Raw genomic sequence first — 15,181 nt, 5'->3', positions numbered from 1 at the left:
GTACTTAAGCACAGGAGGATCTGTTGTGACTAGGCAGAAAATATGGACAGGGATTTCTGTATTTATTTTTGCCATGGTATTTTATACAAGTACAGTACAAGCACATGGTAAAGTAGCGATAGAAGAAGACAGTTGTATGCGTCGAATTGGCGAGAATATGATTCACTTAAGCACCTATCAACCGCAGATTGATGAAGAAGGACACTACTGCACCGACATACCAAAGATAGGCAACAGCATATTGGTAATAGATTTGGTTGATCCATCGCTACGGGATATGCCGATAGGGATCAAAATAGTCAAAGGCAGCAGCGTTAATGAAGGTGAAACGGTAAAGCATATTCAACCTGCATTATACGAAGATGGCGTCATTAGTACACAAAGCAGTTTCGATCAAGGGAAATATCTGGTGCTAATCACAGCCGAAGGGGTTCCGCCGCTCAATTATGAATACCACTTACGGGTAGAAATGGTCAATTATGCCAATGTATTTAGGGCATCGATTGGACCGATTGTGGCGTTATTGCTTACGACGCTGCTAGGGTATAAACTTTTCAAATCGAAACGGTTTAGAAGCTGGTTGGCCAACCGGGGATCAAAAAAAAATTAGAGAATCATCAGCATTAGGTAAGAGTAAGAGAACTGAGATTAACAAAGCAACTAATACATTAACAACAGGAAGATTAATAATGTCAGGAAGAATCGCAACAATAAAGCAAGCATTATTAGCAGTATTACTTACAGCGGGAATAGCAATGACAGGGCAAGTACAAGCGCATGGTGGCTTGGCACTTGCGGAGGACATGTGTGTTTTGACGGTAGGGCCATACCGGATGCATTTTACTGGATACCAACCACTGTCGCAGGAAGAAGAATTCTGTGAAGACATACCGGAAGTAGGCAAGACCGTAATTGCATTGGATTATATACAAGAAGAATTACGGCCGCTCACTACTGAGGTTCGCATCATACGAGATACTGGATCGGAAGAAAACTTGGATGAGATCACGGTGTTTCATTTGCCACCGAAAGTCTATCCATCTGCATCGATTTCAGTGGATCACACCTTTCCAGAGAAGGGTAAGTTTGTGGGGTTGGTCACTGTAACGGGTGGGGCACAAGACTATATATCACGTTTTCCGTTTTCTGTCGGAGAAGGGCGTCCTACACCGAAGTCAGCCATTATTGCTCCTATTGTGCTAGTTATTGCCGTGGTAGCGTTCTTCTTGATGCGTAAAAAGAAGAATAATTCCGCAGCAGCTTAAAGAATAGAGTTTTGGGATATAGCACTCCTCTCGCTACAAAGCAGGAGAGTGCTTATATGGCTTTTTTGATGTAAGTTTTTAGAAATCTACTGCGTTACGCTGCGCGTCAATCAATTCTGGAGTTAAGTGTGGTGCAATAGTTTGGATTAATTGCGAAAATATTTTTGGGTTTGCTGCTACAATTTGGCCACTCTGTAAGTGTTTATTGTTACCCTCCAAATCACCGACTAATCCGCCCGCTTCGGTAATCAGCAAGCAGCCTGCAGCCATATCCCAGGGGGCTAAGCCAATTTCCCAAAAACCATCATAGCGTCCACATGCGACATAGCACAAATCTAGTGAAGCAGATCCAGGTCTTCGAATACCAGCAGTACGTGGAACGATTTCTTTAAACATGCCGAAATACGCATTCGCATGAGTTAAGTCGCGAAATGGGAAGCCTGTGCCAATCAAGCAATCTTCTAATCGAATGCGTTTGCTAACGCGAATACGGCGATCATTCATATAAGCACCGGCACCCTTGCTAGCAGTAAATAATTCATTCATCACCGGGTCATAAACGACTGCATGCGTTAGTACGCCGCGATAGGCTAAACCAATTGATACTGAATATTTTGGAAAGCCATGTAAAAAATTAGTCGTGCCGTCAAGGGGATCTATAATCCACAAGTAATCAGATTTATTCCGATTGCCTTGCTGACCGCTTTCTTCCGCCAAAATTGCATGATCTGGATAAGCTGCTTTTAGTACATCGAGAATTGCATCTTCTGCTGCCCGATCAACTTCGCTAACATAATCGCTGTGAGATTTCTTGGTTACTGTAAGCAGATCGATACTTTGAGAGGCTTGATTGATAATTTTGCCAGCGCGGCGAGCTGCTTTAACAGCGATCATAAGCATTGGATGCATAACTAAATATTTCTGAGGCAGGTTAGAAGGCGCGATTTTAATATGAATTGGGAAGCATTGCTTGACTATCGTTGTATGCTATTCAAACAAATATTATGGTTTCAGTTATGTTTGAAAACATAAAAAAGCCTAGTGGAAGTACAAACTAACGATTGATCATACTAGGTCTATTAGCATTTTAATTCCTATACAGTACAACAATGCGATAAAGATTGTTTTAAGTATTGATGTTTTCATGGAGTAAGTCATCTTGGCTCCTATGGGGGCAGTCAATGAACTGGTTAATACGAGACAAGCTAATGCGGGTAAATAGATATAGCCTAAGCTATATTTGGGTAACTCTAAGCCTGGATGAAGAATTTCATTAGCGGCATAGCCAATTGTACCCGCAAGAGCTATTGGAAAACCAATTGCTGCGGCAGTGCCAATAGCATGTTGTATCTTAACTTGGCACATGGTTAGGAATGACACTGAAAGCAAACCACCACCGATGGCAACTAAACTGGATATTCCACCAATCAATCCGCCGGCGAAAAATAAGCCGATTTTTCCCGGAAGCTGAAACATTGCTCTAGGGCGAAACTGCAATAGCATTTGTGTGGCAACGGAAAAAATGAAAATAACAAAAATGGTGTTTAGGGTATTGCCTGTTAGTGAGCTTACCAAAACTGTACCCATCAGTGTGCCTAGAAAAATACCTGGTGTCATGGATATGACAATGTTCCATTGCACAGCATTGTGGCGATAGTGCGCGTACAAGCTGCTGATCGAAGTAAATAGGATGGTCGCCATAGTGGTACCTAATGCCACATGAGAAATACTGTTTGCAGGGAAGTTTTGTGCGGTGAAAAGCGTGATGAGTACAGGCACAATGATCAGGCCGCCGCCGATACCAAGAAGTCCGGCGAAGAAACCGACAAAAGCACCGGCTATAAGTAGATAAAGCAGATAAATGTTCCACCATTCCATGGCTAAAATGAATTGCGCTGTATTTGAAAGGAAGGCGATTTATCTGTCTCCGTTACTATAGGATTGACACGATGAATTGCCATTCTCGTGGGTCGACAGGGGTAATGGATAAGCGATTGCCGGTTTGCAAGACGCGCATATTTTGTAATTCAGGATATTGCCTCAGTTCTTTAATTGGTACAAGTCGAGTTTTCTGCTTTAGTGTAATATCGACATTAAACCATCGTGGATTGTCCCGGTTAGATTTTGGATCGAAGTATTTGCTGCTGGGATTAAACTGCGTAGCGTCCGGATAAGCTAGCCGACTTACAATTATGGTGCCAACAATACCCGGTTGTTTGCAGCAAGAGTGATAGAAAAAAGCATTATCACCAACACTCATTTGGCGATGCATAAAATTGCGTGCTTGGTAGTTACGTATACCTTCCCACGCTATTGTTTGCGGAACTAAGGCAGCCAAATCATCGATACTAAATTCAGCCGGTTCCGATTTCATTAACCAATAACGCATTTTGAAACGTTAGAATCCTTTGGAGCATCTTTCAAACGTATGAGCTGATTCAAGTTTTATAACATAGTAGTGTTGGACTTGCAAAAAAATCGAAGTGAGACCTTTGCAAAAGCCCTTTGGTGCATCTTCAGGTTACTGTTTTTATTGATATTAAATTTCAAGAAATAAGGTTTTGCAAAGGTCTCGAAGTATTGATTGATAATCATATGAAGTGAAATTATTGCGACAAGTAATTTTTTTACAATTAATCTTAATCGATTAAAGGAATTCGAAACTTTCTATCATTATTTGACCTGCTCGTGATCCCGGTGTCAGCTGAAAAATAAAGCGAGTATGTAAGATATAGATTGAACAGCCTGGAAAAACCATAGTAGCACCGCAAACCTCTAGTCCATTAATATGCTTTGTTTGGAAGTTTTTAATGACGTCGCCATCCATTTCAGGCGATAAACTCGAATTTCTAAGCCAATCTTTTAAAGATAGGTGTGAGTGAATCATACGATAGACTTTGAGTTCTAAATCGGCTGGTTCTATACCGGAAAGCTGTCCTGATGCCGTATGAGGATTCATAAAATAAACAGCGTGTTCAGGTACGGGTGTAAATTTTAGTAATTCACGAGAGTTACGTTCGCGAGCTATAAAATCACCGGGGTAACTTAACCGAAATTGCTTTTTGGGATCAACGTAACTTATCCAATTTTGAGTATCCATGTGTCCGGGTGCGTGGCTTTGTTGTTCTGCGGTGCCCGGTATACTTTTACTGCTTAACCATGTTGTTATCAACAAAATTGCAGTTAAGGATAATAAAGATTTTTTTTGAATTTTCCGTCTATGGTATTTCATAGTGATTGATATTAAATAACTTTATATTTAATCTGATTGCAATTGGATTAACAATCTTCCGCGTCACACAGGATTTTAATATTTTTACTTGTGAATCTTGCGCCATAAAGATTATATTCACCGATGAACAGTCCCGAGTTCACGCTGTTAACAGTACTTTGATTTTTAGCGGGAGCATAATTCTTCAGCCAAGGCCCACCGCTAATACCGCGGCCATAAAAGCAACCGCTGCCTAGTGTATTGGTAGCGTATTGGAAAGATTCTGCAATACAAGCTCTAAGATACTGAGCTGGGCTAGGAAGAAAATTATCGTTTACATCATTTGCCGGATATCCTGCGTTAAAGTGAATTTGCTGAGAAGGTAAATCCCAACTACGTCCTGCCCAACCTACAGCGGCATTCAAAGTTTGGCCAATTGAATTGGTGCCAACGTTGCATATGGCCACATCGTGGCGTGTCCAGGTGCTGATGCTATAGTCGCCACTCAGATTCTTCCAAGCATCTAATACTCTGCAGCTCGTTATAGGGAAAGTACCGTATGGCGCATTGCCATTGCGATATGCCGGTGTAAAAGCTTTATTGGTATAAAAGGCATTCCGAGAAGATGTGTCATACACGCAATGCGCTGCAGTTACAATATGATTGTTGCTGATTGCTGTGGCTGAGCATGAAGAATCACCTTCCGGTGTGGTAAAAGTAAATTTACCGATCCATTTGTGAGGTAGTATTTTCCAGAGAGCATTGATGGTGTTAACATCATAATTTATATAGTCGTCTGATGTTCCTGTCAATGCATTTACTGAAGCAGTTTTGTTGTTTGTATCGAATTGCTGTGTATTTTCAATGTATAGCGCGCCAAACTCTGTTTCTAGTTCCTTCCAGTCTTCTGCAAAAGCCTGGCGGTGAATTGCGTTGGAATCGGGAGCCGGTGATCCTCCTTTTGTTGACATCGGCACTTCATTTGTGAATGCTGTGGTGGAATTTTTCTTGGGTGCGGAAGATTTCTTGTTATCAATCATCATGATTGCGGGTGCTTTGGCGATACGTTCTCTAGTCCAATAGGAGAGTGTTGAAGAGTGATTTTTACTATTGTCGGTGGCACTAAATTCTTCAGTTACTGTTAAAGAATTGGCCTGGGTATTTAGTGCTACGAGTAATAGTAATGCTCCTGTTGTAATGTTACATTGAGTTTTCATGAATGTTCCTATAGTTAGTTTATTTTTTCTGGTATCTGTTTCTGTGTAGTAACTTGGCAGGAAGGTTATCCCGAAACACAGATAACAGAAAAAATAGACTGATTAAATATTGTGTGGTTTCTTGATGAGTCGATCTCTATATTTTATGGTGGTAGGGTTATGCGATTTTTTAATAGATCTAAAGATGAATCTGATTGAGTCATGCGATAAACTTCGAGCCTGAAACCGGCTGATTGGTTCGATATTGGAGAGTTGGCCTGTGATATCTGGCGTGTAAATAAATTGCGCATTCAGATGTAAGTGCAAGTATAAATTAAGCGATTCGTCAGAGCTATACTCGCGCTATAAAATTACTGGAATTGGCATGTTGAAACTGCTGATTAGAGTCAATATGGGGTATCCAGTTTTGAGTATTTTTATGGTGCGAGTATGTGCTATCTTGTTGTTGTGTTGCGCTCGGAGTGTTTTCGTTGCTTATCCATATCAGTATTAACAAGGCAATAATAATTAAGGGCAACAAAGATTTTTTTTGATTTTTTGGGGTATGGTATTTCATATTTATTTGTCTAAATATTAATGATTAATGTTTATGAATGGTTGGTTCAAAGTAACAACGGGGAATGTTGATGTGTCCCCCGTCGCTATTAAAAATACTGCTTTAATCTAATACAATTAGACTAGCAACCTTCTGCATCACAAAGAACCTTGATGTTATTACTTGTAAATCTTGCTCCGTAAAGATTGTGTTGACCAATGAACAATCCCGAGTTCACGCTATTGACATTTCCCTGAACTTGGAAAGGAGCATAATTTCTCAACCAAGGGCCACCGCTGATTCCACGACCGTAGAAGCAACCGCTACCCAGTGTGTCAGTGGTTTGCTGAAAGGATTCGGCGGTACAGGCCCTAAGGTACTGAGCTGGACTTGAAAGAAAATTATCGTTTACATCACGTGCTGGATATCCCGCATTAAAATGAAGCTGTTGAGAAGGCCAATCCCAGCTGCGCCCTGCCCAACCCACAGCGGCATTCAATGTTTGGCCAATTGAGTTGGTACCAACGTTACAAACTGCAACATCATGGCGAGTCCATGTGTCAATGCTGTAATTACCACTCAGATTCACCCAAGCAGTCAATACTCTACAACCAGTTGTTGGAAATGTGCCGTATGGTGCGCTGCCATTGCGATATGCCGGTGTAAAAGCTTTATTGGTATAAAAAGCATTACGAGAAGGTGTGTCATACACGCAATGTGCTGCAGTTACAATGTGATTGTTGCTGATGGCTGTGGCGGAGCATGATGCATCTCCTGCAGAGGTAGTGAAGGTGAATTTCCCTATCCATTTATGAGGATTTACTTTCCAGAACGCGTCGATAGTATTGACGTCATAATTTATATAAACGCTTGATGTTCCCGCTAGTATGTTGGCTAAAGAATCCTCGTTACCAGCATTCAGTTGCTCATTTTCAAGGTATAAATCACCAAACTCTGTTTCGAGTTTCTTCCAATCTTCCGCAAAAGCTTGACGATGAATTGCATTTGAATCAGGGACGGGTGATCCTCCTTTTGTTGACATCGGAACTTCATTTGTGAGTGCTGCTGCGGGATTTTTCTTGGATGCGGAAGGTTTCTTGTTATCGATCATCATGACCGCAGGAGCTTTAGCGATACGCTCCCGTGTCCAATGGGAAAGCGTTGAAGAGCGATTCTTGCTATTGTCGGCGGCACTGAATTCTTCGGTTACCGTTAAAGAACCAGCTTGTGTGTGTAGTGCTACGATGGAGAGTAAAGCTCCGATTGTAATATGATCTCGAATATTCATTTTATGTTCCTTTGATTGAGGAGAGAAAATTTTCTGATATAGTTTGGGTTAATATTAAAGACAGATCCAAATTAGGCAGGTCTCCTTAAAATCCTATTACCGGAAAAATTTGCAGTGCATGATAGATAAGCCCCCATGCTTTTGCAGAGACTATGCTAAGTATTTTCTTCCAAATAGAATGTGGGCTTTCTCACAAACAGAGTCAAAGTTGATAAATTTAGAATTCTGTGTTCATTAATTTTCTAAACACGCAGAATCACAGAATTAACACGAGATATGTGATAGGCTATCAACAGATTATTTTTCTTTGACTGCTATGACGCTATTACTGTCTGATATTACGGTGGATGCTTGGGCTCAAAGTGGGCCCATTTCTCTGAATGAATTGATTGGTTCGGTGGTGATGATTGAAGTGTTCCAGGTAAATTGTCCCGGTTGTTTTATGTATTCATTGCCGAAAGCAGTTGAATTATATGAAAAATACCATGAGCATGGTCTTGTCGTGATTGGCTTAGCCACCGCATTTGAAGATTATGATAAAAATACTTTTGAGAATTTGCAGAAGTTGATTGTAAACGGTGAAGTAATCGGGGAAACTTATAAAGCGCTCAATCGCTATGATAAGTTAACCAAGGATCGCAAACTTTCTTGGAGAATCCCTTTTCCTGTAGGAATGGATCGTGTTGTGGCTGATATCGAACCAGTAACTGATGAACGTGTGCTTCAGTACGCGCAAAACTTTCTAAATGGATTCGATAATTTTGATGAAGGGAAAAAACATGCGGTGCTTCAACAAGTCAAACATTATTTAGAACAGAAAACAAAAAAAGCGGAAACCTTTGAGAAATTTGGACTACAGGGAACGCCTTCCAGTATTACGTTTGATCGCAAGGGGCAGTTACGCGATATTTCATTTGGACAGGTCGATTACAAGCAAGCCATGATTGAAGAGCTTGTGGCCGATGTGCACTGATTATGTTCGAGTTTTTTGTGGAATTTAAAAGCAAAACAGGCCAATGGAGATAGTCCATTAGCCTGGATAAATTCTAACTATAATTAATCAATAACTTTTTCTTACGACTGGGTCAGTAGCATTGCTGGGTGTTACTGAAGGATTAACAGGGTTAATTCCAGAAGGTAATCGAAGATTTTCTTCGGAGCTTTTTGTTTGGGCAACTTTTTCTTGATCCAGAATCAAGTCTGTCCGGGGTGCAGGCCCGATTGCTTCGAATCCGATAAAGCGATGATTAGCGAAATCAATATATTTCCCATAATCAACATATTCCCTTTCAATAGCAAATGCACTACCTGCGAATAAAACCGCGCCCATCAAAGAAGTAATGGCTATTTTTTTTACTTGAGTCATCATGTTCTCCTGTTTCATCGTAATTAAGAATGTATAAGATAATTTTACGTATCGGTTTGTATGATATAACATATTTAAAACAACTGACCATAATAAATAACAACATTACCTATCTTACTCGTTGCTTTGACGTTTAGAATACAACAAAGTAACATTCTGAGGCTATGCAATGCGATCAATGTTCCCGTTTGAGTGGTTTCCTGCAATCACTCAAGAGTAAGCATCCCGATTATCATGCACGACCTGTCGTTGCTTTTGGCGATGAACATCCTGAAATTCTCATTGTTGGTCTCGCACCAGGTATGCATGGTGCCAATCGCACTGGGCGTCCCTTTACTGGGGATTATGCCGGTATTTTGTTGTACCGGACATTATACAAATATGGGCTTGCTACAAAACCAGAATCCCTGGCTGCTGATGATGGATTACGATTACTTCGATGTCGTATCACCAATGCAGTCAAATGCTTGCCACCAGAAAACAAGCCATTGCCTCAAGAGATTCGGCAATGCAATCAATATTTGCAGTTTGAGCTCAATGAATTCCTCAATCGTAATGGTAAGGCCATTGTTGCGCTAGGATTGGTGGCGCATAAAGCGGTGCTCATGGGATTGCGGCTTCCATCAAAACCCTATTCGTTCGGTCATGGCAACATTCACACACTATCAATGAAAAAAACTATCAAGCTTTATGATAGCTATCATTGCAGTCGCTACAACACACAAACTAAGCGATTAACTACTGAGATGTTTGAACAGGTTTTTGCTAAAATTACGAGTGAATTATAAGCATCTAATATTTGAGGAGAGAATTGCTATGCCGTATGTCAATATTCGTGTCGCTGGGACGCTCACGCGCGAACAGAAAAAACAAATTGCTGCTGAATTTACTGATACCCTTGAGCGAATTGCTAAAAAACCTAAATCCTATACTTATATTTGTTTTGACGAATTGCCAGATGAGAACTGGGCGGTAGCGGGTAATTTACTTGATGGCAAAGACTGACCAAATCTCTATTGATTCATGTGACAGCGAGTTTGACCCCAAGCGTTTTTGCGTAAATCTACCGCTGCAACCGGGTGTTTATCGCATGATGAATGCAAAAGGTGAGGTGATTTATGTCGGTAAAGCGGTAAGCCTAAAAAAGCGCGTTTCTTCTTATTTTCAGAAAACCAATTTGAGTCCGAGAATTCGGATGATGGTTTCACAGATTGCCAGTATTGATACGACTGCAACACGTTCTGAAGCTGAGGCGCTATTGCTTGAAAACAATCTGATCAAGAGTCTTAAGCCTCGCTATAACATCTTGTTCCGAGATGATAAATCTTATCCTTATGTCATTCTCAGTAAACATGATTTTCCGCGATTGGGATTTTATCGCGGTGTTTTAGACAAAGCACAACGCTACTTCGGTCCTTTTCCTAATGCTGGAATCGTTCGTGAAAGTATTCAATTGTTACAAAAAGTTTTTCGTTTGCGTACCTGTGAAGACAGTGTGTTTAGAAATCGCACACGCCCTTGTTTATTGTTTCAAATCAAACGCTGTAGCGCACCCTGTATCGATCAGATTTCTACACAGGAGTACCAAGCCGATGTGAAAAATGCTGAATTATTCTTACAAGGCAAACAAACGGAAGTGATAGGTGCTATTGATAGCAAAATGCAACAGGCTGCAGCGTGTATGGAATTTGAAAAAGCAGCTGTCTTGCGTGATCAAATCCAGGCGTTACGTAAGATTCGGGAAAGGCAGTTTATTGATAGTGGTAAGGCGATGGATGCCGATGTCATTGCGCTAGCTACCTTGAAAGAAGAAACACACAAAGTATGCGTTAACTTGGCTATGATTCGGGGTGGTCGTCATTTGGGAGATAAAAGCTTTTTTCCACATAATGCGGATGATTGTGACGCTTCTGCTATCATGGAAGCTTTTCTAGCACAACATTATTTAAACCGTAGTGTGCCGCCATTGATTATTATCAGCGAAAAAATTCAACGTGAAGTACTCGAAGAATTATTGACGCAACAATGTGGCCATAAAATCACGTTGCAATTTAATCCTATCGGTGAAAAACGCGTATGGCTGGAAATGGCAACAGAAAATGCGCGCCTGGCATTAAAGCAGATGTGCGCTCGGCAAGCGAGCCAAGAGAAACGTTTGTTAGCATTGCAAGACGTATTGCAAATGCCTAATTTGAGTCGTATCGAATGTTTCGATATCAGTCATACAATGGGAGAAGCTACCGTAGCTTCTTGTGTAGTGTATGATAGTTTTGCTATGCGCAGTCAAGAATATCGCCGCTATAACATCACCGGTATAACACCTGGTGATGATTACGCTGCCATGCGCGAAGCATTGTTTCGACGCTATCAAAAAATTGTCAGCGGGGAGAGCCAATTGCCAGATCTGATACTGATTGATGGTGGCAAAGGACAAGTGAGTGCGGCGCAGGATGCTTTACAGGAGCTAGGTATCAACGAAGGGTTATTGCTCGGTGTGGCTAAAGGAGAGGCAAGAAAACCAGGTCTGGAGCAACTGATTTTTCCTTATTCTGCCGATGATCCCATGCAATTGCCTAGCGAACACCCCGCATTACATTTGATTCAGCAAATACGGGATGAAGCGCATCGCTTCGCCATTCAAGGGCATCGTAATAAGCGCGCCAAAGCCAGAACCAGTTCCAGTCTGGAAGGTATCGACGGTGTTGGTTCTAAACGGCGACAGCATTTGCTGAGTCGCTTTGGTGGATTAAAAGGTGTATTGACGGCTAGTATTGAAGAATTGCAGAAAACGGAAGGAATCAGCCGGAAGCTGGCAGAAAAAATATATCGCGAACTCCATTAAATTTGGCAACCAAACATTTTTCTCAATTGTCTATTTACAATCTCTTACCAATCTTTTTTGAGAATGCTTTACAACCTACCTAATTTTCTTACTTTTTTACGAATACTGGCTATCCCATTATTTGTCGGAATTTTTTATTTTCCGCATACTTGGTTATTGCCGGCTAATCAGAACTTGATTGCCGCTTTAATTTTTGCGGGTGCTGCAATTACCGATTGGTTGGATGGTTATCTAGCGCGTGTTATGAATCAGATATCTGCTTTTGGTGCTTTTCTCGATCCAGTGGCGGATAAGTTAATGGTCTCAGCTGCGTTAATTGTCCTGGTATATTTAGGGCGGTTAGACGCACCGATTGCACTGATTATTATTGGTCGAGAAATTGCCGTATCAGCACTGCGTGAGTGGATGGCTCAAATCGGTAGATCAAAAAGTGTGGCGGTCTCTTTTTTAGGAAAAATCAAAACGTCATCTCAAATGGTCGCTATCCCATTATTGCTCTATCACGACACTATTGGCGATAATTTTGATGCGCAGCAAATTGGTACATGGTTGATCTATGTTGCTGCCGTTTTAACACTTTGGTCGATGTTTTATTACTTAAAAGCCGCATTACCGCAGGTGCTTAAGGAAGAAAAGAAGAATTTTTGATGACTACTATTTGCGCTGATTACAGTAGCGATCATTGCTTTCTCTGATAGCGAGAAAGTCTGTAATCTTATTTCAGGATATTGTATTCAACGAATTTATGAAGCAATCCGAATCCCCTAAGACCAAGCAAAATAAACTTTCACGCCACTATTTATTGGTCAGGGTTATTTTTCTTAATATCTATTAGGTGCTGATATTTATCTTGCAATTGTTCTTTGCTTTCTATTCTATCTGGATTGACGATGATACAGTCAACAGGACAGACTTCTACGCACTGTGGCTCATGGTAGTGTCCTACGCATTCGGTGCATAAATTGGGATCGATTTCGTATATTTCTTCACCTTGCGAGATTGCGTCATTGGGGCACTCCGGTTCGCACACATCGCAATTAATACATTCGTCGGTGATAATTAATGCCATAAAAATGTTCTCAGTTATTGTATATTTTTTCTCGTAATTTTTGTGCTACGAAAGGGTGAACAAACGCATCCGCATCGCCACCGAATGAAGCAATTTCACGTACGATAGTGGCAGAAACAAACATGTATTGCTCGGATGGCATCATGAACAATGTTTCGACATCAGGATACATACTTCGATTCATTCCGGCCATTTGAAATTCATATTCAAAATCTGAAGCAGCTCGCAGACCGCGCAAAATAATTCGCGCATCTTGTTGTTGCAAGAAATTCATTAATAAGCCTGAGAATGAAATGACTTTGACATTGGTGCAGTCGTGCAAAACTTCTTCTGCCATCGTGATTCTTTCTTCCAGCGTAAAGAAAGGTTTTTTACTGCTGCTCACGGCAACAGCGACTACGACCTGATCAAATAGGCGTGTTGCGCGACGAACCAAGTCTTCATGACCGCGTGTAACCGGATCAAAGGTACCAGGATAAATTACTTTGTTCATTGAGTTTTTTCCAAAAGCTGATAAAAAACTTTACCTGCCTTTCCATTTCTACGTACAGCCCACGGATCACCTGGGGTCCAATCGTCACTGCTTTCGATATAGATCTTCCCGTTGACCTCAAGGTGCAGTGGTAGCTTTTTTAATATTTCTGACAGCAAGCTAAGGCGATAAGGTGGATCAAGAAAAATGAGGTTGAATTTTTGCGTATTCATTTGAAGAAAGGCAATTGCGTCCATTTTGAACACGGAAACTTGTGCAGCTTGCAGTTTCTCTTTGTTTTCATGTAATGCACGTGATGCGATTGAATCATTGTCAACCATAACCACTGATTGCGCACCACGTGAAGCAGCTTCAAAACCCAGTGCGCCGCTTCCTGCAAACAGATCCAAACAATTCAGCCCTGTTAAATCTTGCCCTAGCCAGTTAAATAAGGTTTCTCGTATACGGTTTGCGGTAGGCCGGAGATCGGTGCGATTAGGAAATTGAATCAATCGGCTGCGCCAGTAGCCTCCGATAATACGGATTTTTCGTGCAGTCGTCGCCATCAATATCTGGGCTCAATTATTCAGCAGCACCTACGATGACAATCACCATACCATTCGGTCGAATTCGGCGTTTGAAGGCTTCATGTACTTGTTCAACGGTTACCGCTTCAACTGCAACCAGATAGTCGGACAAATAAGTGAGTGGTAACTGATAAAAACCGATCATGGCAAGAAATCCCAATATTTTGCTGTTACTGTCGATACGGAGCGGAAACCCTCCAATCAGATTTTGTTTGGCGGCATCCAATTCTACTTGAGTCGGACCAGAAGCAACAAAATCGATTAACACTTTTTGTGTCAATGAAAAAGCTTCTTCTGATTGTTCTTTTTTGGTTTGTAGCCCAATTAAAAAAGGACCTTGTTGTTTGAAGGGTGAGAAAAAGCTATAAACGCTATAAGCTAGCCCGCGTTTCTGACGGATTTCTTCCATCAAGCGTGATACAAATCCACCGCCGCCTAGAATATGGTTTCCCACTAATAACGGAAAATAATCAGGGTCTCCGCGACGTAATCCTGGATAGGCAAAATGAATGTGACTTTGTGTTGCCGGATGAGGAATTTTCTTTATTTCCGCCGCAGGTATCTGAATTTTCGGGATATCGGCTTGTTTTTCCCCAATCGGTAAATGCTTTGTTAATGATTCAGCAATCTCTTTGGCTTGTGAGCGCGTTACATCGCCAATCATAGCGATAACGGTATTTTTTGCGACATAGTGCGAGCGATAAAAAGCTAATAAATCATCGCGGTGTAATGTGTTGAGCGTTTCAATCTCTCCCACATCATTGAACCCATAAGGATGAGCACCATAGAGCATTTTGTTCAGTTCCCGATCCGCAATATAGTCAGGTTTTATACTTGACTCTTTGATACTGGCTACAATCCTTGCTTTCTCGCGCGTCAAGATGGCTTCTGGGAACTGCGGAAACTGAATGACATTTGCTAAGATATCTAATGCCTGAACACGTTCACGGTCACTGCTTAAAGTCCTTAGAGCTACGCCCGCTCTATCGCGGTCAAAATTACTATTCAATTGTGCGCCGATATCGGCGAGTGCTGTTGCGATTTGATCTTCAGATAGATTTTTTGCACCCAAGTTAAGTAAATGATGTACTAGATTGGCTAATCCCGATTGATCGCGCGTATCCATACTGCTGCCAGCCGCAAATTCAACGCTGACATCAAGAATTGGCAAATCATGATTTTCAACAAAGTACACTCTGACACCATTGGCTGTTTCCCAGTGCTGAATGTTGAGCGATGCCCATGTGTTTTGTGCTAGTGTACTCAATAAAAGAATAACTAAACATAATATCTTATACATTTTTAAAGCCTGTAATTTTCCAATGCTAT

18 protein-coding genes are annotated in these 15,181 nt (G+C 41.3%); 7 read left to right on the top strand and 11 right to left on the bottom strand.

Annotated features, from left to right (window positions below):
* Nucleotides 1–25 precede the first annotated feature (25 nt).
* Nucleotides 26–610, top strand: coding sequence for a hypothetical protein (locus W03_RS12050; protein ID WP_244071405.1), 585 nt, complete (start codon nucleotides 26–28; stop codon nucleotides 608–610).
* Nucleotides 611–689: 79 nt separating this feature from the next.
* Nucleotides 690–1,265: a hypothetical protein gene (locus W03_RS12045; protein ID WP_244071406.1), complete on the top strand. Its 576-nt coding sequence runs from the start codon at nucleotides 690–692 to the stop codon at nucleotides 1,263–1,265.
* Nucleotides 1,266–1,343: 78 nt separating this feature from the next.
* Here W03_RS12045 and W03_RS12040 read toward each other — a convergent pair whose 3' ends face one another.
* From W03_RS12040 to W03_RS12015, 6 genes are all read right to left on the bottom strand, one after another.
* On the bottom strand, nucleotides 1,344–2,174 hold the full coding sequence (locus W03_RS12040; RefSeq protein ID WP_244073575.1) for an inositol monophosphatase family protein: 831 nt from the start codon (nucleotides 2,172–2,174) through the stop codon (nucleotides 1,344–1,346).
* 156 nt (nucleotides 2,175–2,330) lie between these two features.
* Entirely contained in the window at nucleotides 2,331–3,143 is an 813-nt protein-coding gene (locus tag W03_RS12035; protein WP_244073574.1) for a sulfite exporter TauE/SafE family protein, read from the bottom strand.
* Between the two features lie 55 nt (nucleotides 3,144–3,198).
* On the bottom strand, nucleotides 3,199–3,654 hold the full coding sequence (locus W03_RS12030) for an EVE domain-containing protein (protein ID WP_244073573.1): 456 nt from the start codon (nucleotides 3,652–3,654) through the stop codon (nucleotides 3,199–3,201).
* Between the two features lie 258 nt (nucleotides 3,655–3,912).
* Complete coding sequence (locus W03_RS12025; protein ID WP_244073572.1) at nucleotides 3,913–4,497, bottom strand: hypothetical protein; 585 nt, start codon at nucleotides 4,495–4,497, stop codon at nucleotides 3,913–3,915.
* 47 nt (nucleotides 4,498–4,544) lie between these two features.
* The gene (locus tag W03_RS12020) at nucleotides 4,545–5,693 is read right to left on the bottom strand and encodes a serine protease (protein WP_244073571.1); all 1,149 of its coding nucleotides are present in this window, start codon (nucleotides 5,691–5,693) and stop codon (nucleotides 4,545–4,547) included.
* 677 nt (nucleotides 5,694–6,370) lie between these two features.
* The gene (locus W03_RS12015; RefSeq protein WP_244073570.1) at nucleotides 6,371–7,516 is read right to left on the bottom strand and encodes a trypsin-like serine protease; all 1,146 of its coding nucleotides are present in this window, start codon (nucleotides 7,514–7,516) and stop codon (nucleotides 6,371–6,373) included.
* A gap of 316 nt (nucleotides 7,517–7,832) precedes the next feature.
* On the opposite strand from W03_RS12015, the gene W03_RS12010 reads away from it, so the two are divergent.
* Nucleotides 7,833–8,489: a TlpA family protein disulfide reductase gene (locus W03_RS12010; RefSeq protein WP_244073569.1), complete on the top strand. Its 657-nt coding sequence runs from the start codon at nucleotides 7,833–7,835 to the stop codon at nucleotides 8,487–8,489.
* An 87-nt stretch (nucleotides 8,490–8,576) separates the two neighbouring features.
* On the opposite strand, the gene W03_RS12005 is transcribed toward W03_RS12010, so the two are convergent.
* Nucleotides 8,577–8,885, bottom strand: a complete 309-nt coding sequence (locus tag W03_RS12005) for a hypothetical protein (protein WP_244073568.1) — start codon at nucleotides 8,883–8,885, stop codon at nucleotides 8,577–8,579.
* A 161-nt stretch (nucleotides 8,886–9,046) separates the two neighbouring features.
* On the opposite strand from W03_RS12005, the gene W03_RS12000 reads away from it, so the two are divergent.
* The 4 genes from W03_RS12000 to pgsA all read left to right on the top strand — a co-directional run bounded on the left by W03_RS12000 (nucleotide 9,047) and on the right by pgsA (nucleotide 12,372).
* Nucleotides 9,047–9,670 carry a uracil-DNA glycosylase gene (locus tag W03_RS12000; protein ID WP_244073567.1) on the top strand — a complete coding sequence of 208 codons (624 nt, stop codon included), beginning with the start codon at nucleotides 9,047–9,049 and terminating at the stop codon, nucleotides 9,668–9,670.
* Between the two features lie 28 nt (nucleotides 9,671–9,698).
* A complete protein-coding gene (locus W03_RS11995; protein WP_244073566.1) occupies nucleotides 9,699–9,887 on the top strand; it encodes a 4-oxalocrotonate tautomerase family protein in 189 nt (62 codons plus the stop codon).
* Nucleotides 9,874–11,724: an excinuclease ABC subunit UvrC gene (gene uvrC / locus W03_RS11990; protein ID WP_244073565.1), complete on the top strand. Its 1,851-nt coding sequence runs from the start codon at nucleotides 9,874–9,876 to the stop codon at nucleotides 11,722–11,724. The genes W03_RS11995 and uvrC overlap by 14 nt, the downstream gene beginning before the upstream one ends.
* 63 nt (nucleotides 11,725–11,787) lie before the next feature.
* Nucleotides 11,788–12,372, top strand: coding sequence for a CDP-diacylglycerol--glycerol-3-phosphate 3-phosphatidyltransferase (gene pgsA / locus W03_RS11985; protein WP_244073564.1), 585 nt, complete (start codon nucleotides 11,788–11,790; stop codon nucleotides 12,370–12,372).
* 151 nt (nucleotides 12,373–12,523) lie between these two features.
* Here pgsA and W03_RS11980 read toward each other — a convergent pair whose 3' ends face one another.
* The 4 genes from W03_RS11980 to W03_RS11965 are packed head-to-tail and all read right to left on the bottom strand — an operon-like array spanning nucleotide 12,524 to nucleotide 15,152.
* Nucleotides 12,524–12,793: a YfhL family 4Fe-4S dicluster ferredoxin gene (locus W03_RS11980; RefSeq protein ID WP_244073563.1), complete on the bottom strand. Its 270-nt coding sequence runs from the start codon at nucleotides 12,791–12,793 to the stop codon at nucleotides 12,524–12,526.
* Between the two features lie 10 nt (nucleotides 12,794–12,803).
* A complete protein-coding gene (gene coaD, locus W03_RS11975; RefSeq protein WP_244073562.1) occupies nucleotides 12,804–13,286 on the bottom strand; it encodes a pantetheine-phosphate adenylyltransferase in 483 nt (160 codons plus the stop codon).
* A complete protein-coding gene (rsmD, locus tag W03_RS11970) occupies nucleotides 13,283–13,831 on the bottom strand; it encodes a 16S rRNA (guanine(966)-N(2))-methyltransferase RsmD (RefSeq protein ID WP_244073561.1) in 549 nt (182 codons plus the stop codon). The genes coaD and rsmD overlap by 4 nt, the downstream gene beginning before the upstream one ends.
* 16 nt (nucleotides 13,832–13,847) lie before the next feature.
* Nucleotides 13,848–15,152, bottom strand: coding sequence for a pitrilysin family protein (locus W03_RS11965; protein ID WP_244073560.1), 1,305 nt, complete (start codon nucleotides 15,150–15,152; stop codon nucleotides 13,848–13,850).
* Between the last annotated feature and the right edge of the window lie 29 nt (nucleotides 15,153–15,181).

The organism is Nitrosomonas sp. PY1, from assembly GCF_022836435.1.
Lineage (GTDB): Bacteria > Pseudomonadota > Gammaproteobacteria > Burkholderiales > Nitrosomonadaceae > Nitrosomonas.
Note: the sequence above shows the minus strand (reverse complement) of the source record. Positions and strands in the feature narration are given on the sequence as shown.

Excerpts from the sequence above, each read along its gene's own strand:
- W03_RS12000 (WP_244073567.1), top strand. The coding sequence starts at position 9,047 with ATGCAATGCGATCAATGTTCCCGTTTGAGTGGTTTCCTGCAATCACTC.
- W03_RS12040 (WP_244073575.1), bottom strand. The coding sequence starts at position 2,174 with ATGCATCCAATGCTTATGATCGCTGTTAAAGCAGCTCGCCGCGCTGGC.
- rsmD (WP_244073561.1), bottom strand. The coding sequence starts at position 13,831 with ATGGCGACGACTGCACGAAAAATCCGTATTATCGGAGGCTACTGGCGC.
- W03_RS12045 (WP_244071406.1), top strand. The coding sequence starts at position 690 with ATGTCAGGAAGAATCGCAACAATAAAGCAAGCATTATTAGCAGTATTA.
- W03_RS11965 (WP_244073560.1), bottom strand. The coding sequence starts at position 15,152 with ATGTATAAGATATTATGTTTAGTTATTCTTTTATTGAGTACACTAGCA.
- W03_RS11980 (WP_244073563.1), bottom strand. The coding sequence starts at position 12,793 with ATGGCATTAATTATCACCGACGAATGTATTAATTGCGATGTGTGCGAA.
- W03_RS11995 (WP_244073566.1), top strand. The coding sequence starts at position 9,699 with ATGCCGTATGTCAATATTCGTGTCGCTGGGACGCTCACGCGCGAACAG.
- W03_RS12020 (WP_244073571.1), bottom strand. The coding sequence starts at position 5,693 with ATGAAAACTCAATGTAACATTACAACAGGAGCATTACTATTACTCGTA.
- pgsA (WP_244073564.1), top strand. The coding sequence starts at position 11,788 with ATGCTTTACAACCTACCTAATTTTCTTACTTTTTTACGAATACTGGCT.
- coaD (WP_244073562.1), bottom strand. The coding sequence starts at position 13,286 with ATGAACAAAGTAATTTATCCTGGTACCTTTGATCCGGTTACACGCGGT.
- W03_RS12010 (WP_244073569.1), top strand. The coding sequence starts at position 7,833 with ATGACGCTATTACTGTCTGATATTACGGTGGATGCTTGGGCTCAAAGT.
- W03_RS12005 (WP_244073568.1), bottom strand. The coding sequence starts at position 8,885 with ATGATGACTCAAGTAAAAAAAATAGCCATTACTTCTTTGATGGGCGCG.
- W03_RS12035 (WP_244073574.1), bottom strand. The coding sequence starts at position 3,143 with ATGGAATGGTGGAACATTTATCTGCTTTATCTACTTATAGCCGGTGCT.
- W03_RS12025 (WP_244073572.1), bottom strand. The coding sequence starts at position 4,497 with ATGAAATACCATAGACGGAAAATTCAAAAAAAATCTTTATTATCCTTA.
- W03_RS12015 (WP_244073570.1), bottom strand. The coding sequence starts at position 7,516 with ATGAATATTCGAGATCATATTACAATCGGAGCTTTACTCTCCATCGTA.
- uvrC (WP_244073565.1), top strand. The coding sequence starts at position 9,874 with ATGGCAAAGACTGACCAAATCTCTATTGATTCATGTGACAGCGAGTTT.
- W03_RS12030 (WP_244073573.1), bottom strand. The coding sequence starts at position 3,654 with ATGCGTTATTGGTTAATGAAATCGGAACCGGCTGAATTTAGTATCGAT.